14 protein-coding genes and 1 pseudogene are annotated in these 15095 nt (G+C 38.4%); 8 read left to right on the plus strand and 7 right to left on the minus strand.

Translation table 11 applies throughout. The annotated features are described in order from the left end of the window. Positions 1-6: 6 nt before the first annotated feature. A complete protein-coding gene (dacB, locus tag ASG01_RS02230; protein ID WP_055859283.1) occupies positions 7-1383 on the minus strand; it encodes a D-alanyl-D-alanine carboxypeptidase/D-alanyl-D-alanine-endopeptidase in 1377 nt (458 codons plus the stop codon). Between the two features lie 10 nt (positions 1384-1393). Then, complete coding sequence (gene pepE / locus ASG01_RS02235) at positions 1394-2086, minus strand: dipeptidase PepE (RefSeq protein ID WP_055859286.1); 693 nt, start codon at positions 2084-2086, stop codon at positions 1394-1396. A gap of 128 nt (positions 2087-2214) precedes the next feature. On the opposite strand from pepE, the gene fsa reads away from it, so the two are divergent. After that, positions 2215-2868, plus strand: a complete 654-nt coding sequence (gene fsa, locus ASG01_RS02240) for a fructose-6-phosphate aldolase (RefSeq protein WP_055859289.1) — start codon at positions 2215-2217, stop codon at positions 2866-2868. Positions 2869-2925: 57 nt separating this feature from the next. Here the strand turns inward: fsa and ASG01_RS02245 are convergent. From ASG01_RS02245 to pdhA, 4 genes and pseudogenes are all read right to left on the minus strand, one after another. Next, a pseudogene (locus tag ASG01_RS02245) lies at positions 2926-3753 on the minus strand (GLPGLI family protein); the annotation flags it as partial. Between the two features lie 52 nt (positions 3754-3805). Then, positions 3806-4360 (minus strand): sugar O-acetyltransferase, encoded by a 555-nt coding sequence (locus tag ASG01_RS02250; RefSeq protein WP_055859295.1) that lies wholly within the window; start codon positions 4358-4360, stop codon positions 3806-3808. 196 nt (positions 4361-4556) lie between these two features. Then, entirely contained in the window at positions 4557-6233 is a 1677-nt protein-coding gene (locus ASG01_RS02255; RefSeq protein ID WP_055859298.1) for a pyruvate dehydrogenase complex dihydrolipoamide acetyltransferase, read from the minus strand. Positions 6234-6324: 91 nt separating this feature from the next. Beyond that, positions 6325-7326 (minus strand): pyruvate dehydrogenase (acetyl-transferring) E1 component subunit alpha, encoded by a 1002-nt coding sequence (pdhA, locus tag ASG01_RS02260; protein WP_055862066.1) that lies wholly within the window; start codon positions 7324-7326, stop codon positions 6325-6327. A 122-nt stretch (positions 7327-7448) separates the two neighbouring features. On the opposite strand from pdhA, the gene ASG01_RS02265 reads away from it, so the two are divergent. Continuing rightward, entirely contained in the window at positions 7449-8042 is a 594-nt protein-coding gene (locus tag ASG01_RS02265) for a hypothetical protein (protein ID WP_055862069.1), read from the plus strand. Positions 8043-8076: 34 nt separating this feature from the next. Next, a complete protein-coding gene (locus tag ASG01_RS02270; RefSeq protein WP_055859301.1) occupies positions 8077-8520 on the plus strand; it encodes a BlaI/MecI/CopY family transcriptional regulator in 444 nt (147 codons plus the stop codon). Positions 8521-8566: 46 nt separating this feature from the next. On the opposite strand, the gene ASG01_RS02275 is transcribed toward ASG01_RS02270, so the two are convergent. Then, complete coding sequence (locus ASG01_RS02275; protein WP_055859304.1) at positions 8567-8950, minus strand: RNA recognition motif domain-containing protein; 384 nt, start codon at positions 8948-8950, stop codon at positions 8567-8569. Between the two features lie 297 nt (positions 8951-9247). Here ASG01_RS02275 and ASG01_RS02280 point away from each other — a divergent pair, with 297 nt between their 5' ends. Genes ASG01_RS02280 through ASG01_RS02300 form a run of 5 tightly spaced genes read left to right on the plus strand, consistent with a single transcriptional unit; the run spans position 9248 to position 15057 of the window. Next, positions 9248-9643 (plus strand): acyl-CoA thioesterase, encoded by a 396-nt coding sequence (locus tag ASG01_RS02280; RefSeq protein WP_055859309.1) that lies wholly within the window; start codon positions 9248-9250, stop codon positions 9641-9643. A gap of 50 nt (positions 9644-9693) precedes the next feature. Further along, a complete protein-coding gene (locus tag ASG01_RS02285; RefSeq protein WP_055859312.1) occupies positions 9694-12411 on the plus strand; it encodes a heavy metal translocating P-type ATPase in 2718 nt (905 codons plus the stop codon). Positions 12412-12421: 10 nt separating this feature from the next. Next, positions 12422-13159, plus strand: coding sequence for a DUF72 domain-containing protein (locus ASG01_RS02290; protein ID WP_055862071.1), 738 nt, complete (start codon positions 12422-12424; stop codon positions 13157-13159). Next, positions 13156-13812 carry a YggS family pyridoxal phosphate-dependent enzyme gene (locus ASG01_RS02295; protein ID WP_055859315.1) on the plus strand — a complete coding sequence of 219 codons (657 nt, stop codon included), beginning with the start codon at positions 13156-13158 and terminating at the stop codon, positions 13810-13812. The genes ASG01_RS02290 and ASG01_RS02295 overlap by 4 nt, the downstream gene beginning before the upstream one ends. A 60-nt stretch (positions 13813-13872) precedes the next feature. Then, on the plus strand, positions 13873-15057 hold the full coding sequence (locus ASG01_RS02300) for a sigma-54-dependent transcriptional regulator (protein WP_055859318.1): 1185 nt from the start codon (positions 13873-13875) through the stop codon (positions 15055-15057). The last annotated feature ends 38 nt before the right edge of the window (positions 15058-15095 follow it).

Consider the following 15095-nt stretch of genomic DNA (forward strand, 5'->3'; position numbering starts at 1 on the left):
CAGATTTTATTTTAATTGATTCAGAATTTTCTGGAGTTCTGCTCCACCATTATCTGTGTAATTATTTAATATAATAGAAAATACATATTTTTTACCGTCTTTGGAAGTGTGAAATCCGGCGTAGGATTTTGTATCGCGCATAGTTCCGCTTTTCATTTTCATGCCATTGTCCTGCGTGGGAAAACCTTCAAAAAAATCTTTAAACCAAATCTGCTTTTGCGAGTATAAAAGTGACTGCACTTCTGCTTTCGCGGAAACATAATTTTGTGGTGAAAGGCCGCTCCCGTCCGCAAAATTAATCATCGCAGGATTGATGCCTTTTGATTTCCAGAAATCTTTCATAAAAGCTACACCGCTTTTGAAACTTGGGTTTCCGGTTTTTTCTTTTGCCATCGTTTTAAGTAAAGTTTCACCGTAAAAATTGATGCTTTTTCGGAGAAAATAAAAAATGATTTTACCTAAAGCCGGTGATTCATAAGTGAAAATCCGATTGGTTTCTGCTAATTTAATGGCCGTTTCGCCATTCAGTTCGAGTTGAGAATTGCTGATTACCTTTCCTGCAAACTCAATTCCTGATTCCTGCAGCCAGCTTTTAATTTCTGCGCCCAACTGCATTGGAGGATTGGGAACAGCGCCAGAAACCGTCGTTACTTTTCCTGAAGGGAGTTTTCCATTGATTAACGCAACATCAGAATTTGGCGCTGTAAAAATCAAACTTTGGTCAGAATTTCCTTCTGCTTCAAGATCATTGAGCCATTTTACATTTTCCAGTTTGTATGAAAAACTTTTAAATTCAGTTCCTTTAATATTGATATCAAACTGATTTTCGCGCCAGTTGATTCCCCAAACTCCAGCACCGTAATAATTCCCGAGATCGTCCCACGGCCAACCGCCGGGAATGGTTTGGTGATCAAAATACGAGTCGTCGATGATCAGATTTCCGGATATTTTTTTTATTCCTGATTTTTTTATGGCATCAACAAGTTTATTTTTAAAATTATCAGGCGAAAAAGCTTCATACCGCCAGCTTCCCAAAGTCGGATCGCCATTTGAAGTCACGATAAAATCTCCGACAAGATTTCCTGATGAAACAGTTCCGGAAAATCCCGCGTAGGTTTTATATGTATAATTTTTGCCCAGAGTTTCCAAAGCAGCTGCAGCGGTAAAAATCTTCTGCGTACTTGCCGTCGAAAGACCTTTATTGGCGTTGAAATCATAAATTTTATCGCCGTTTTCATCCGTCACATAAAATGATAGTGACGAAGAAACTGCTGCCGGAGAATTCATCAGCTTTTGAACGGCTGCATCGAGTTTTTGGGAAATATTTTGTGAAAAAGCAGCACCTGAAACCGCAATTGCCAAAATAGTTAGACTACTTTTCATTTAAATAAATTTAAAGCGGCATTCCTGGTTTCATCTCGTAAGGTTCTTTACCTTTTTCGAATATTCTCGTCATTTCGCTGCCTTTAACAGTGATTATATCACCAATTCTGCGAATCCAGTTTCCTTCACGAAGACCCACAACTTTGATGTCACTCTGTGTAAGAAATTCTCTGATGCGGGTTTCGCGCGTTTCTCCATTGTGTTTCAAATCCGGATTTGGATCCAGATAATGCGGATTGATATTAAACGGAACTAATCCCATACAGTCGAAACTTGGCGGGTATACGATCGGCATATCGTTTGTTGTTTTCATATTCAAACCGCCAAGATTGCTTCCTGCACTGCATCCGAGATATGGTTTTCCGTTTTCAACCTGACTTTTCAGAGCGGTCATCAGTTGCTCTTCATGTAAAGTTTTTACAAGCAGAAAAGTGTTTCCGCCACCTGTAAAAAAGCCCTGCGCGTTCTGTATAGCTTCTTTTTTATTTTCAAATTCGTGTAATCCTCTAACGCTGATGTTTACAGTTTTAAAAAATGATTTTGCTTTCTGTGTGTAATCGTCGTGAGAAATTCCGCCAGGTCTGGCAAACGGCACAAAAATAATTTCATCCAAACCTTTGTAAAGTTCTTTGATTTCTTCTTTTAAATATTCCAAATAATTTCCGCCGTATAAAGTGGAAGTCGAAGCCAGAATAATATTCATAGTATTTCTTTAAATAAAAACTGCAAAACTGTTCTCAACAAAGATAATTAAAACTCAATATTCGCACCACCCAAGTCGATCATCATTTGTGGCTAATGATTATCTTTGCATAATAAATCTTGTAAATAATGAAATTTTTTATCGACACTGCCAATCTTGAGCAGATTAAAGAAGCAAAAGACCTTGGAATTCTTGACGGCGTTACAACAAACCCTTCATTAATGGCCAAAGAAGGAATTCGTGGAAGCGAAGCTGTAAAAGATCATTACAAAGCAATTTGCGAAATCGTGGACGGCGATATTTCTGCGGAAGTTTTGTCTACGACATACGAAGAAATGATCAAAGAAGGTGATGAACTTGCTGCGATTCATCCAAATATCGTGGTTAAAATCCCGATGATCAAAGATGGGATCAAAGCTTTGAAATATTTTTCTGACAAAGGAATCAAAACCAACTGTACGTTGATTTTTTCTGCCGGACAGGCACTTTTGGCAGCAAAAGCCGGAGCGACTTATGTTTCTCCGTTCTTAGGAAGATTAGATGATATTTCTACCGACGGTCTTTATTTAATTGAAGAAATCCGTTTGATTTTTGATAATTACATGTACGAAACTCAGATCCTTGCCGCGTCAATCCGCCACTCGATGCACATCATAGACTGTGCTAAAATCGGTGCTGATGTGATTACTTCACCACTTCCTCCGATCTTGAGTTTGCTGAAACATCCACTTACAGACAGCGGTCTTGCGCAGTTTGTAAGCGATTCTCAGAAAATGGCTTAATACATTTTTCTAATAAGATAATTACGGCGCGGAAACTTCGTTTCCGCGCCGTAATTTTTATCTGAGTAAATCGATTTCCAGGATATTATTATTTTTCCGGTTGGCTTCTCTTTGCCTTTTCTCATTCATCTGCATAATCTCTTTCATACTCATCACTTTTCCCGAAGAATCTGTTATTTCAAGCGATCCACCACTGACAGCCAGATCTCTGAATTTTTTATTTGGATCGGCTCTGTTTTCCAGAAAAATATTTTTAAACTTTTCCGTTTCTATAACGATTGGCTTTTTAGAATTTTCATCGCTTTTAAAACTTTTAAATTCTGCTTTTGAATCTAAATTTGCGCCTTTCAGAATGAAAGAGTGTGATCTCGACGAATCTTCGATTTTAATAATAAATCCAGGCAAGCCATGAAATTTATACGGTCCATCCTGAATTGGAATCTCTGTGGTAAACCATGCGATCCATTTTCTCCCGGCAAAATCTGTGGTCGCCTTCTGCGCTGTAAACTCACCGATTTTTTCCTTTTCAGGAAGAATTTTCCAGTTCATTTTTCGGTCATCTTCAACCCAATAGTTGTCTAAACCAGCCTCTGATAAATAACCCATCTTAAATTCTGGGTGTTTTTTTTCTACTTTAAATTTAATTTTACCCTGAGGACCAGTTGGACCTAATGTTATAGAACCTGTTTCACGCATTTTTTTTATTTCCTTCTGCCTTATAGAATCGGATACAAAAGATGCCCTGCTGTAAAACTGCGAGCCTTCTTTAAAAACGTTAAGAATCATTATTTTTGATTCTAGTTGGTTTTTAGCTGTAGAATCGTTCGCAAATTGATATTCGTAAGTAAACTGCTGATTTTGCGCTGAGAATGTAATGCTCAATAAATAAAAAAGAAAAGTTTAAATCCCATTTGTTTTTTCCTAAATGTAAGATAAATTATTCAAGCATCTTTATCACTTGACACGGATTTCCCACTGCGGCAGCAAATGCCGGAATATCTTTTGTTACAACGCTTCCCGCACCGATTACTGCATTGTTCCCAATCGTAATTCCGGGGAGAACAGTGACATTTCCGCCAAACCAGACGTTGTTTCCTACAAGGATCGGTTTAGCGAATTCTAATCCCAAGTTTCTTGTTTCTGCATCAAGCGGATGACCTGCGGTGTAGAAATTGCAGTTCGGGCCGATGAAGACGTGATCTCCGAAACGAACTTCGGCGCAGTCTAAAATAACGAGATTATGATTGGCATAAAATTGATTTCCGAAAAAAATATTGTAGCCGTAATCACACCAGAAATTGGGTTCAATAACGAAATCTTCACCGCAGTCTCCGATAATTTTTTTAATTAATTCCTGCTTTTCTTGGTTTTGAGAATAAGTCAGCTGATTGTAATTCTGACACAGATCTTTGCAAATCATTCGGTCGTTCATCAGTTCGGGATCGATGGCGTCATACAACATTCCGGCGTGGCATTTTTCTTTTTCTGTCATGGTTTGAATTTTTGTGAGATTTTATTTGAAAGACCAATCGCCAGCCCCGATTGCAGCGGCATCCTTTTTTTGTATTGGGGCGGCGGCAAAGCCGCCGCCCCAATACAAAAAAGATACAGCGGAAAGCGGGATAAAGCTGCATAAAAAAAACCTCTCAAATAAATATCTGAGAGGTTTCTGTATCTGTTAAAATTTTTTACAGCAATAAGGTGAGCGGACTCTCTAAATATGTTTTCAGAGTCTGCAAAAACTGTGCACCTGTGGCGCCGTCTACCACTCTGTGGTCGCATGCTAACGAAAGTTTCATGGTATTTCCTACTACGATCTGTCCGTCTTTTACAATTGGTTTTTCGACAATCGCACCTACAGATAGAATCGCAGCGTTTGGCTGATTGATGATGCTGGTAAAAGTTTCGATGCCAAACATTCCTAAATTGGAAATCGAAAAGGTTGAACCTTCCATTTCGTTTGCTTTCAAACCTTTAGATTTTGCTCTTCCGGCCATATCTTTCACTGCAGCAGAAATCTGCGTGTAAGACATCTGATCAGTATTTTTCAGAACAGGTACGACTAATCCGTCAGGAATTGCAACTGCTACACCAATGTTTATATTTCCTCGGTGAATAATTTTATCGCCAGCCCAGCTCGAGTTTACCTGTGAATGTTTTCGTAGAGCAATCGCCGTTGCCTTTATGATCATATCATTGAAAGAGATTCTGGTATCTGGCAGTGAATTGATTTCTTTTCTCGCTTCAATTGCTTTATCCATGTTGATCTCAACCATCAGATAATAATGTGGCGCTGAGAATTTGCTTTCTGAAAGACGTTTCGCGATGATATTTCTTACCTGAGAATTTTGCGTTTCTGTATCTTCACCCTGAACGAACATTGCTGGCGGTTGCAATGCAGTTTTTGTTTCTGCTGCCGGCTGCGCTTTTTGTGAAGGCTGATAATTTTCGATATCTTTTTTCACGATGCGCCCGTTTTCTCCAGAACCCTGAAGTTCATGAATGTCAACACCTTTGTCTTCAGCCATTTTTTTAGCTAAAGGTGAAATGGCTACACGGTCTGATGATGAGTTTGCTACAGATTTCTGAGAATCTTCTTTATTTGTATCTTCCTTTGGTGATTCTTTTTTTTCTGCTGGTTTTTCTTCAGGTTTTTTAGATTCAGCTTTTTCTTCTTTCTTCACAGATTCTCCCTTTCCAACTTTAGAAACATCTGTTCCTTCCGGTCCGATCATTGCCAGAACAGTATCGACAGGTGCAGAACCTCCTTCTTCAACGCCTTGCTTCAACAAAACACCGTTGAATTCAGATTCAAAATCCTGCACTGCTTTATCGGTTTCGATTTCCGCCAAAAGATCGCCCTCTTTTACCTGATCGCCAACATTTTTGTGCCATTTCGCCACTTTACCTTCCGTCATTGTATCAGAAAGACGTGGCATTGTAATCACTTCCACACCTTCAGGCTTTTCGTCTGAAGAACTTTCTACATCTGTCGATTCGTTTTCAGTTTTCAGCTCATCTTCAGATTTTTTCTCTTCAGACTTCTGTTCGCTTGAACTTTTATCTTCTTTTTTCTCTTCTGAATTGTCGGCACCTTCGCCACCTTTCAGCGATGAAATATCCTCACCTTCTTCGCCAATAATGGCTAAAACAGAATCTACTTCTGCACCCGAACCTTCTTCTACACCAATGTATAACAGAGTTCCGTTAATTTCAGATTCAAAATCCTGTACTGCTTTATCTGTTTCGATCTCGGCAAGAATATCTCCTTCTTTTACCTGATCTCCAACTTTTTTATGCCATTTAGCCACTTTACCTTCCGTCATTGTATCGGAAAGGCGGGGCATGGTGATTACTTCTGCCATAATTTATTGATTTAATTTGAAATTCGAAATTTAATACTTGAGATTCACAGAATGTCAAACTTCAGACTTCATATTTCAAATAATACTTTTTTTAGTTTTCTAGTTTATCTAAGAACGGGTAATCTTCCTGAGCATACACATACTCATAGATTTTTTCTGTTTCGGGATATGGTGAATTTTCCATAAACTCGATGCACTCTTCCACAAATTCTCGTGATTTATTATCCGTTGCTTCCAGTTCTTCTTCAGTTGCCCAATTATTTTCCAGAATTCTCGCTTTGATAAGTTCGATCGGATCATCTTTCTTATTGATCGCTACTTCGTCTTTGCTTCTGTAAGGTTCAGCATCAGACATTGAGTGACCTCTGAAACGGTAAGTTCTAGCTTCGATAAACGTTGGGCCGTCTCCTCTTCTTGCTCTTTCGATCGCTTCGTATGCAGCCTCAGCAACCTTTTCAGGATCCATTGCATCTACAGCAAGACACGGCATTTCATAGCCTAAACCTAATTTATAAATATCTTCGTGATTCGCAGTTCTTTTTACGGAAGTTCCCATCGCGTACTGATTGTTTTCAACAACAAAAACCACCGGAAGTTTCCAGTTCATTGCCATATTGAAAGTTTCGTGAAGAGATCCCTGTCTCGCAGCGCCATCACCAAAGAAACAAATATTTACCGCTTTTCTGTCGAAATATTTATCGGCAAAAGCAATACCTGCGCCTAATGGAATCTGTCCGCCCACGATACCGTGACCACCATAAAAACGGTGTTCTTTGCTGAAAATGTGCATAGAACCACCCATTCCGCCAGATGTACCGGTAGCTTTACCGCAAAGTTCAGCCATGATTCTCTTCGGGTCAACGCCCATCGCCATTGGATGAATATGACATCTGTACGCCGTGATCATGCTGTCTTTGCTAAGATCCATCGCGTGTGTAAAACCTGCCGGAATTGCTTCCTGCCCGTTATATAAATGTAAAAAACCTCTGATTTTTTGTTTAAGATAGAGCGATCTGCATTTGTCTTCAAATCGTCTCCACATGGTCATATCTTCATACCACTTCAGGTATACCTCTTTAGAAAATTCTTTCATGTGATAGCTTCTTGCTTTTTTGTGATGAAATATCAGCAAAATTATAAAAAAAAAGTCAGTTTAATTGTATATCCCACAATTGTTTTTTCCCGATAATGGTATCTTTACACATCGCAAATCCTATGACCACACAAATCTCATCGCGCTTCGATTTTTTATACCGTTTCATCTCGAATTTCTTCAACCCGATGATTTCTCTTTTCATCTATTTTATTTACATGAGTGTCGAAAAGTACAGTTTAAAAGAAGCTTCAGTACACTTTCTCCCAATTCTTATTTTGACGATTATTCCGGTGATGGGTTGGATTATATATCGCGTGCGCACCGGCCGCTATACTAATATGGATGTTTCAAACCGTCTGCAGAGAAAAAGTCTGTATTATTTTGCTGAAAGCTGCATGGTCGTTTATCTTATTTATTTTTATTGGCAAACAAATCTTATTGATCTTGTGATGCTTTTTATTTTGATTCTTCTGCTGGTACTCCATTTCAGCAATCTCTATATTAAAAGTTCGATGCACACAGCGTACAATGTTTTTGTTGCCGCGTTATTTTATGGCATGAACTGGAAAATTGGTGTCATTTGGTTTCTTATTGCAGCATTGGTAGGTTTTACGAGAATTAAACTGAAAAGGCATACATTGCCGGAAGTATTGCTGGGTGCAGGTATTTCGATATTCGTTTCTTTTATCTATCTTTATTTTTCACCAGCTTAAGGATTATTTTAAATGATTAAATTATAAAAACAACATGAAAATAAATCATCTCACTACTGCCGAAGAAAATCTTATGAAACTATTCTGGCAGATGGAACATTTTTATCTGAAAGAAGTTATGGAAAAGCATCCTGAGCCGAAACCACATCAAAATACGGTAAGCACTTATCTTAAAATTCTGGTCGAAAAAGAATTTCTTTCCATAAAAAAAGAAGGCAGAATTTTTAAATACAGCGTTGCGATTCCGGTGGAGCATTACAAAAGTTTCCTTTTTCAGGAGATTATTGATAAGTTTTTTGAAGGTAAAAAAGAAGATTTTCAGGAATTTTTGGTCAGCAACAGTTTTATCGCTGGAAACATCGAAAAAGAAAAACCTCAGAAAAAAGAAAAACTGAGTATTGCAGATGAGATTTTAAACCCAAAAAAAACGAAAAAGAAGAAAGACAAAAAGTCCAAAAAGAAAAAGACCGGCAATTAAATTACCGGTCTTCGAACAAAAACAGTTTGTACTGCCTTTTATATTCTTACCAACGACCTCCGCCGCCGCCAGTGTTTCCACCACGGTTGTTGCTTCCGTATCCGCCTCCGCTGTTTCCACCAGAACGGTTACCTCCTCCAAAACTTCCACCACCGCTTCTGTTATTGTCAAAGCTTCTTCTTGGCTTCTCTTCTCTTGGCTTAGCCTCAGATACGTTAAGGATTTTTCCGTTAAGTTCTTTTTCATGTAGCGCTTCAATCGCCTGCTGACCTTCTTCGTCACCCATTTCTACGAAACCGAAACCTCTAGAACGGCCCGTTTCTCTGTCTGTGATGATTTTTGCAGAAGTTACATCGCCAAATTCAGCGAATAGATCGTGCAACTCATACTCTTTAGTTGCGTAATTGATGTTTGAAACAAAAATGTTCATTTTAAAAAAAAATTAAATTAATAAATATCTTGTGTATAGGTAGAAAAGCAACATAATAATGAACATGACATTGATTCCTCATATAAACCTGTGCAAGATACAATTAAATTGAATACGCCAAAACTTTTTTATTATTATTTCACCTACTTATCAAAAATTTAAAACAGTGAACATTCGCAGGAACGTTTTCTTAACAGTATTGCACGCAAAAGGCATTTTTAATACATTAAGGCAGGAATTCTGATGGTCTGAAGTATCATATATAAAGCTTAAATTTGTGTAGAAAAATGCCGACGAATGAATTATCACACCAGAAAATGGGTAAAACCTGAAGATTTAAATCCCAACCAGTCGCTTTTTGGCGGCCGCCTTCTGCAGTGGATTGATGAAGAAGCCGCACTCTACGCTGTAATTCAACTTGGAAATAAGAAAGTAGTAACCAAATTTATTTCCGAAATTAACTTCGTCAGTTCTGCAAAACAGGGCGATATTATTGAGATCGGGATTGAAGTTTCTGCATTTGGCTCGACTTCTCTCACGCTGAAATGCGATGTAAGGAATAAAATGACGCACCAGACAATCATCACGGTTGATAAACTGGTTATGGTAAATCTTGATGACGATGGAAACCCTTTACCGCACGGAAAAACGAAGGTTGAATTTATCAAAGACCGTTTGGGGGATTCGGTTTGATTCAGATTTAAAAAAATTCGGCGAAAGTTTATCTTTTTTAAAATAAACAAATGCACGCAAAATATAAAGTTACCGGCATGACCTGCGAAGGCTGTCAGAAGAAAATATCAGAGAAACTCAACAGTCTGAAAGGGATTTCAGCAACTGTTGATCTCGAAAAAAATACCGTAGAAATTAATTCTGAAAATGAGATCGATATTTCTGCTATCAATCTGGGTTTAAAGGAAATTGGAAATTATCAGCTTGAAGATTTAAATGCCGAAGAATCTGGTTTTGTAAAGCCTCAGGATCGCATTTCTCCTTCGTCTGTTTACTATTGTCCGATGGAATGTGAGGGCGATAAAGTGTATTTTCAGCAGGGAAAACGCTGCCCGGTATGCAATATGTATCTTGTCCCAATTGAAGAAAAGCTAGCGAAAGATCCCAATTACAAAACGACATTTTCTAAAACAAATCTTCCCGACAATTTTAAAAATCACATCGGCGGTTACTATTGCCCGATGTTCTGTGAAGGCGATAAAACCTACAGTGAAAAAACCGACTGCCCGGTTTGCCACATGCATCTGGAAGAAATCACAGATGATTTAATTAAAAATTCAGTATCTCAAAATTCTCATGATCAGCACAAAATCCCAGAAGTAACGGCTGATATGGCGGGAAAATATTACTGCCCGATGTTTTGTGAAGGCGACAAAACCTACGACAGCAATGTGGGCTGTCCCGTTTGCGGGATGGATTTGGTAAAATATCCCGACAAAAATGGTAACGAAAGCGACGACACTTTAGACATATTAAAGAAAAAACTGATTACCGCACTCATTTTCACGGTTCCTGTTTTTATCCTCTCGATGGGCGGAATGCTTTTTACATTTCCATTTTCACACCAGCTTCAGGGTATTTTTGAACTTATTTTAACGTTGCCTGTAATTTTTTACGCCGGATGGTTTCTGATGAAGCGTGGCTGGGTTTCTTTTAAAACCTGGAATCTTAATATGTTCAGTTTAATCGCTTTAGGCGTTGCGGCAGCATTTCTGTTCAGTGCTTTTGCTTTAGTTTTTCCGAATATTTTACCTCATGAATTCCGTGGTCACGGTCATGAAATTCCATTATATTTTGAGGCCGTCTGCGTGATTATTACACTTGTGATTCTCGGTCAGCTGCTTGAAGCTTTAGCGCACAAAAAAACCGGAAACGCAATTAAAGATCTGATGAATTTATCACCGGCAGAGGCGAATCTTATTAAAAATGGTGAAGAAAAAAGAATTTCTCTTTCTGAAGTTAAGGTTGGCGATTTTTTAAAGGTTAAACCTGGCGAAAAAATTCCTGTGGATGGCGTCATTACTGAAGGAAGTTCTTTGGTTGACGAAAGTATGATTACCGGAGAACCGATTCCTGCGGAGAAAAACGTACATGATAAAGTGAGTTCAGGAACAATTAACGGAAATCAGGTTTTTGTAATGAAAGCCGAGAAAATCGGACAGGAAACTTTGCTTGCAAAAATTATAAAAATGGTGAATGATGCGAGCCGAAGCCGCGCTCCTATTCAGAAACTCACCGATAAAGTTGCGAAGATATTTGTGCCAGCAGTCATCGCTTCTTCTATAATCACGTTTGTCATCTGGCAAATATTCGGACCGGAAAACCAGAAAACACTTTTCGCCTTTATCAATGCCGTTGCCGTACTTATTGTGGCTTGTCCGTGTGCGCTTGGGTTGGCGACGCCGATGTCGCTCATGGTCGGAATTGGGAAAGGTGCTAAAAACGGAATTCTGATAAAAAATGCTGAAGCCTTGGAGCTGATGAAAAAGGTAAATGTTCTGATCACCGACAAAACCGGAACTTTAACGGAAGGAAAACCATCGCTGGAAATTATCGAAACTTTTGGAAATTCAGATAAAAATGATCTTTTGAGACTGGCTTTTTCTTTAAATAAAAATTCTGAACATCCGCTTTCCGGTGCTGTTATTAAGAAAGCGAAAGAAGAAAATATTTCATCTGAAAAAGTGGAAAATTTTGAAAATCTTACCGGAAAAGGCCTGAAAGGAATAATTAATGGAAAAAAAGTTTTTCTCGGCAATGAAAATCTAATGATTTCGCAAAACATTATTATTCCTGAAGAACTGAAAATAAAAGCAAAACAGACTCAGGAAAAAGCGCATACTGTTTCTTATTTGGCCCAAGAAAATCAGGTTTTAGGTTTTCTGAGTTTTACAGATAAAATTAAACAGAGTTCGAAAAAAGCCATTCTTGATTTGAGAAATGATGGCATCGAAATTATAATGATGACCGGCGACAATGAAAATACGGCGAAAGCTGTGGCAGACGAACTTGGCATTATAAACTTTAAAGCCAACTGTCTTCCTGAAGATAAATTAACGGAAGTAAAAAAACAGCAGCACCAAGGAAAAACCGTGGCGATGACCGGCGACGGAATCAACGATGCGCCTGCTCTGGCACAGTCCGACATCGGAATTGCGATGGGAACCGGAACCGATGTGGCGATTGAAAGCGCTGAAATTACTTTGCTGAAAGGAGATATTTCTGGCGTTCTACGCGCCCGCACTTTAAGCGAGAAACTCGTACGAAACATTCGGGAAAATTTATTTTTTGCCTTCTTTTACAACGTGCTCGGCATCCCTGTTGCAGCAGGTTTGCTCTACCCTTTCTTCGGAATTTTACTTTCGCCAATGATTGCAGCGGCAGCAATGAGTCTGAGCTCCGTTTCTGTTATTTTAAATTCTCTGAGGTTAAATTCAGCTAAAATTTAGAATGCAAAATATGAATTTTAAAGATTTCTATATTGGATGTTCAGGGTTTTACAATCCGGCTTGGAAAGGCTCTTTTTATCCCGCTGACGCAAAAAATCTAGATTTTCTGACCCTTTACTCTCAGCAGCTGAATGCAGTTGAAATAAACTCAACCTTTTATAGAAAACCCACAGTAAAAACTTTAGAGCGCTGGAAAAGTGAAACGCCTGACGATTTTAAGTTTTTTATTAAAATTCCGAAAGCCATCACGCATATTAACCGTTTGGTCGACAGTAAAAATTCTGTTGATGGATTTTGCAGTTACATCAGTGAAAATTTAGGTGAAAAACTTGCCGGATTTCTTTATCAGTTTCCGCCATCGTTCAAAAATACTGAAGAAACGCGGGAGCTGATCGGGAAAAATATAGCTAATGACTTTTTGAACGTGATAGAATTTCGGCATGAAACATGGTTTGATGAAGAAGCTTTTAAATTTTTAGCAAAATTAAAATTAGTTTTTTCGGGAACGAGTTTTCCAGGTAAAATTCCTGACACATTGATTGCAAATCATCCGAAAATACTATACTACAGACTTCACGGAAATCCTTTTTTATATAAATCTGAATATACAGAAGAATTTCTTGTTAATCTTGCTGAAAATTTAATAAAATCCAACAGGAAATCATTCATATTTTTCAACAATACGTGGGGAACGTCAGCCATAAAAAACGCTCCGGAATTAATACAAATTATTAAAAACAAATTATGAGTTTGACAGAAAATTATCAAAATATAAAGTTGAAAATTCCTGATCACATCGAACTTGTTGCAGTATCAAAAACGCATCCGGCTGAAATGATTGCGGAACTTTATGAGATCGGACAACGTGTTTTTGGTGAAAATAAAGTGCAGGAACTGACCGAAAAATATGAAAAGTTACCAAAAGACATTCATTGGCATCTGATTGGGCATCTGCAGAGTAATAAAGTAAAATACATTGCACCTTTTGTGAATACGATTCAAAGTGTAGATTCTGAAAAAATTTTAGATGAAATCAATAAGCAGGCGGAGAAAAACGACCGAAAGATTAATGTTTTGCTTCAGGTGAAAATCGCGCAGGAAGATTCTAAATTTGGTCTAGAAATATCGGAAGCTGAAGATTTAATCAGAAAAAAAATGGCCGGAGAATTTGCAAATGTAAATATCAAAGGCTTGATGGGAATGGCAACATTCACAGAAAATCAGGAACAGATTGCAGGCGAATTTAATATTTTAAAAAGTCTTTATGATAAGATAAACAACTATTTCCCACTGGAAAAACTGTCGATGGGAATGAGCGATGATTTTCTTCTGGCAATAAAATCAGGCTCAAATTCTGTACGCGTTGGTTCAGCGATTTTCGGGGCAAGAGATTACCGCTAAAAGGCTAATTGGGAACGATTATTGATGCTCATCAAGCAAAAAATAATTAAATTTGCACCTATGCAAAAAATCCTTATAGTAGAAGACGAAAAAGCCATTTCAGGAGTGCTTCAAAGTATCCTTTCTGAAGAACTTACAGAATATGAATTTCTTGTTGCAGAAGACGGTCTGGAAGGTTACAAACAAATCGAAAAAGAAGATTTCTCACTTGTAATTTCAGATATTAAAATGCCGAAACTTTCCGGCACAGAGCTTCTTAAACAAAGTCTTACACTAAAACCAGAATCTACTTTCATCATGATTTCCGGGCACGCAGATATCGATTCTGCTGTTGCCTGCCTAAGAGACGGTGCGTATGATTTCATCTCTAAACCTATTGATATCAACCGTTTAATCACCAGTGTTAAGAATGCGCTGGCGAAAGAAACACTTAAAATAGAGAATAAAAATCTTCAGACTGAAAACAAGACACTGAAGAAAAAAGTCAATAAAAAGTATCAGATGATTGGCCAGTCGGCTCCGCTGAAGAAAATTCAGGAGATGATCGAAAAGGTAGCTGTTTCTGATGCGAGAGTTTTGATTACAGGTCCGAACGGTGCCGGTAAAGAACTTGTTGCGCACGCCATTCACAACCTCAGCGACAGATCCCGCGGACCAATGGTGGAAGTTAACTGCGCCGCAATTCCTTCTGAGCTTATTGAGTCTGAACTGTTCGGTCACGTGAAAGGATCTTTCACAGGAGCTATAAAAGACAAACAGGGGAAATTTGAACAGGCAAATGGTGGAACCATTTTCCTCGATGAGATCGGTGATATGAGTTTAATCGCTCAGGCAAAGGTGTTGAGAGCACTTCAGGAAAGTAAAGTTTCTCCGGTAGGAAGCGACAAAGAGATAAAAGTTGACGTACGCGTACTTGCGGCAACCAACAAAAACATGCAGAAGGAGATTGAAGAAGGGAAATTCAGAGAAGATTTGTATCACAGACTTTCAGTGATCGAAATTTACGTTCCACCTTTGGATGAGCGTAAGGATGACATCAAGTTATTGGTAGAGCATTTTGCCGGTATTATCTCTGACGAACACGGTACTGCACTCAAGAAGTTTGACGACTCGGCAATTGATGCGCTGATGGAATTATCCTGGACGGGTAACATCCGTGAGTTGAGAAACGTTGTAGAGCGACTCATCATTCTCGGCGGATCCACAGTTTCGAAAGAAGACGTGGCAAGCTTCGTAAGAAAATAAAAAGACAACCCAAATACCGAAACATAAAAAAATTTGCA

It is taken from the genome of Chryseobacterium sp. Leaf180, from assembly GCF_001424585.1.
In the GTDB taxonomy this organism is placed as follows: Bacteria; Bacteroidota; Bacteroidia; order Flavobacteriales; family Weeksellaceae; genus Chryseobacterium.

Coding starts and splice junctions, on each gene's coding strand:
- dacB (WP_055859283.1), bottom strand. CDS start 1,383: ATGAAAAGTAGTCTAACTATTTTGGCAATTGCGGTTTCAGGTGCTGCT.
- ASG01_RS02275 (WP_055859304.1), bottom strand. CDS start 8,950: ATGAACATTTTTGTTTCAAACATCAATTACGCAACTAAAGAGTATGAG.
- ASG01_RS02295 (WP_055859315.1), top strand. CDS start 13,156: ATGAGTTTGACAGAAAATTATCAAAATATAAAGTTGAAAATTCCTGAT.
- ASG01_RS02250 (WP_055859295.1), bottom strand. CDS start 4,360: ATGACAGAAAAAGAAAAATGCCACGCCGGAATGTTGTATGACGCCATC.
- pdhA (WP_055862066.1), bottom strand. CDS start 7,326: ATGAAAGAATTTTCTAAAGAGGTATACCTGAAGTGGTATGAAGATATG.
- ASG01_RS02270 (WP_055859301.1), top strand. CDS start 8,077: ATGAAAATAAATCATCTCACTACTGCCGAAGAAAATCTTATGAAACTA.
- ASG01_RS02285 (WP_055859312.1), top strand. CDS start 9,694: ATGCACGCAAAATATAAAGTTACCGGCATGACCTGCGAAGGCTGTCAG.
- ASG01_RS02255 (WP_055859298.1), bottom strand. CDS start 6,233: ATGGCAGAAGTAATCACCATGCCCCGCCTTTCCGATACAATGACGGAA.
- pepE (WP_055859286.1), bottom strand. CDS start 2,086: ATGAATATTATTCTGGCTTCGACTTCCACTTTATACGGCGGAAATTAT.
- ASG01_RS02290 (WP_055862071.1), top strand. CDS start 12,422: ATGAATTTTAAAGATTTCTATATTGGATGTTCAGGGTTTTACAATCCG.
- ASG01_RS02265 (WP_055862069.1), top strand. CDS start 7,449: ATGACCACACAAATCTCATCGCGCTTCGATTTTTTATACCGTTTCATC.
- fsa (WP_055859289.1), top strand. CDS start 2,215: ATGAAATTTTTTATCGACACTGCCAATCTTGAGCAGATTAAAGAAGCA.
- ASG01_RS02300 (WP_055859318.1), top strand. CDS start 13,873: ATGCAAAAAATCCTTATAGTAGAAGACGAAAAAGCCATTTCAGGAGTG.
- ASG01_RS02280 (WP_055859309.1), top strand. CDS start 9,248: ATGAATTATCACACCAGAAAATGGGTAAAACCTGAAGATTTAAATCCC.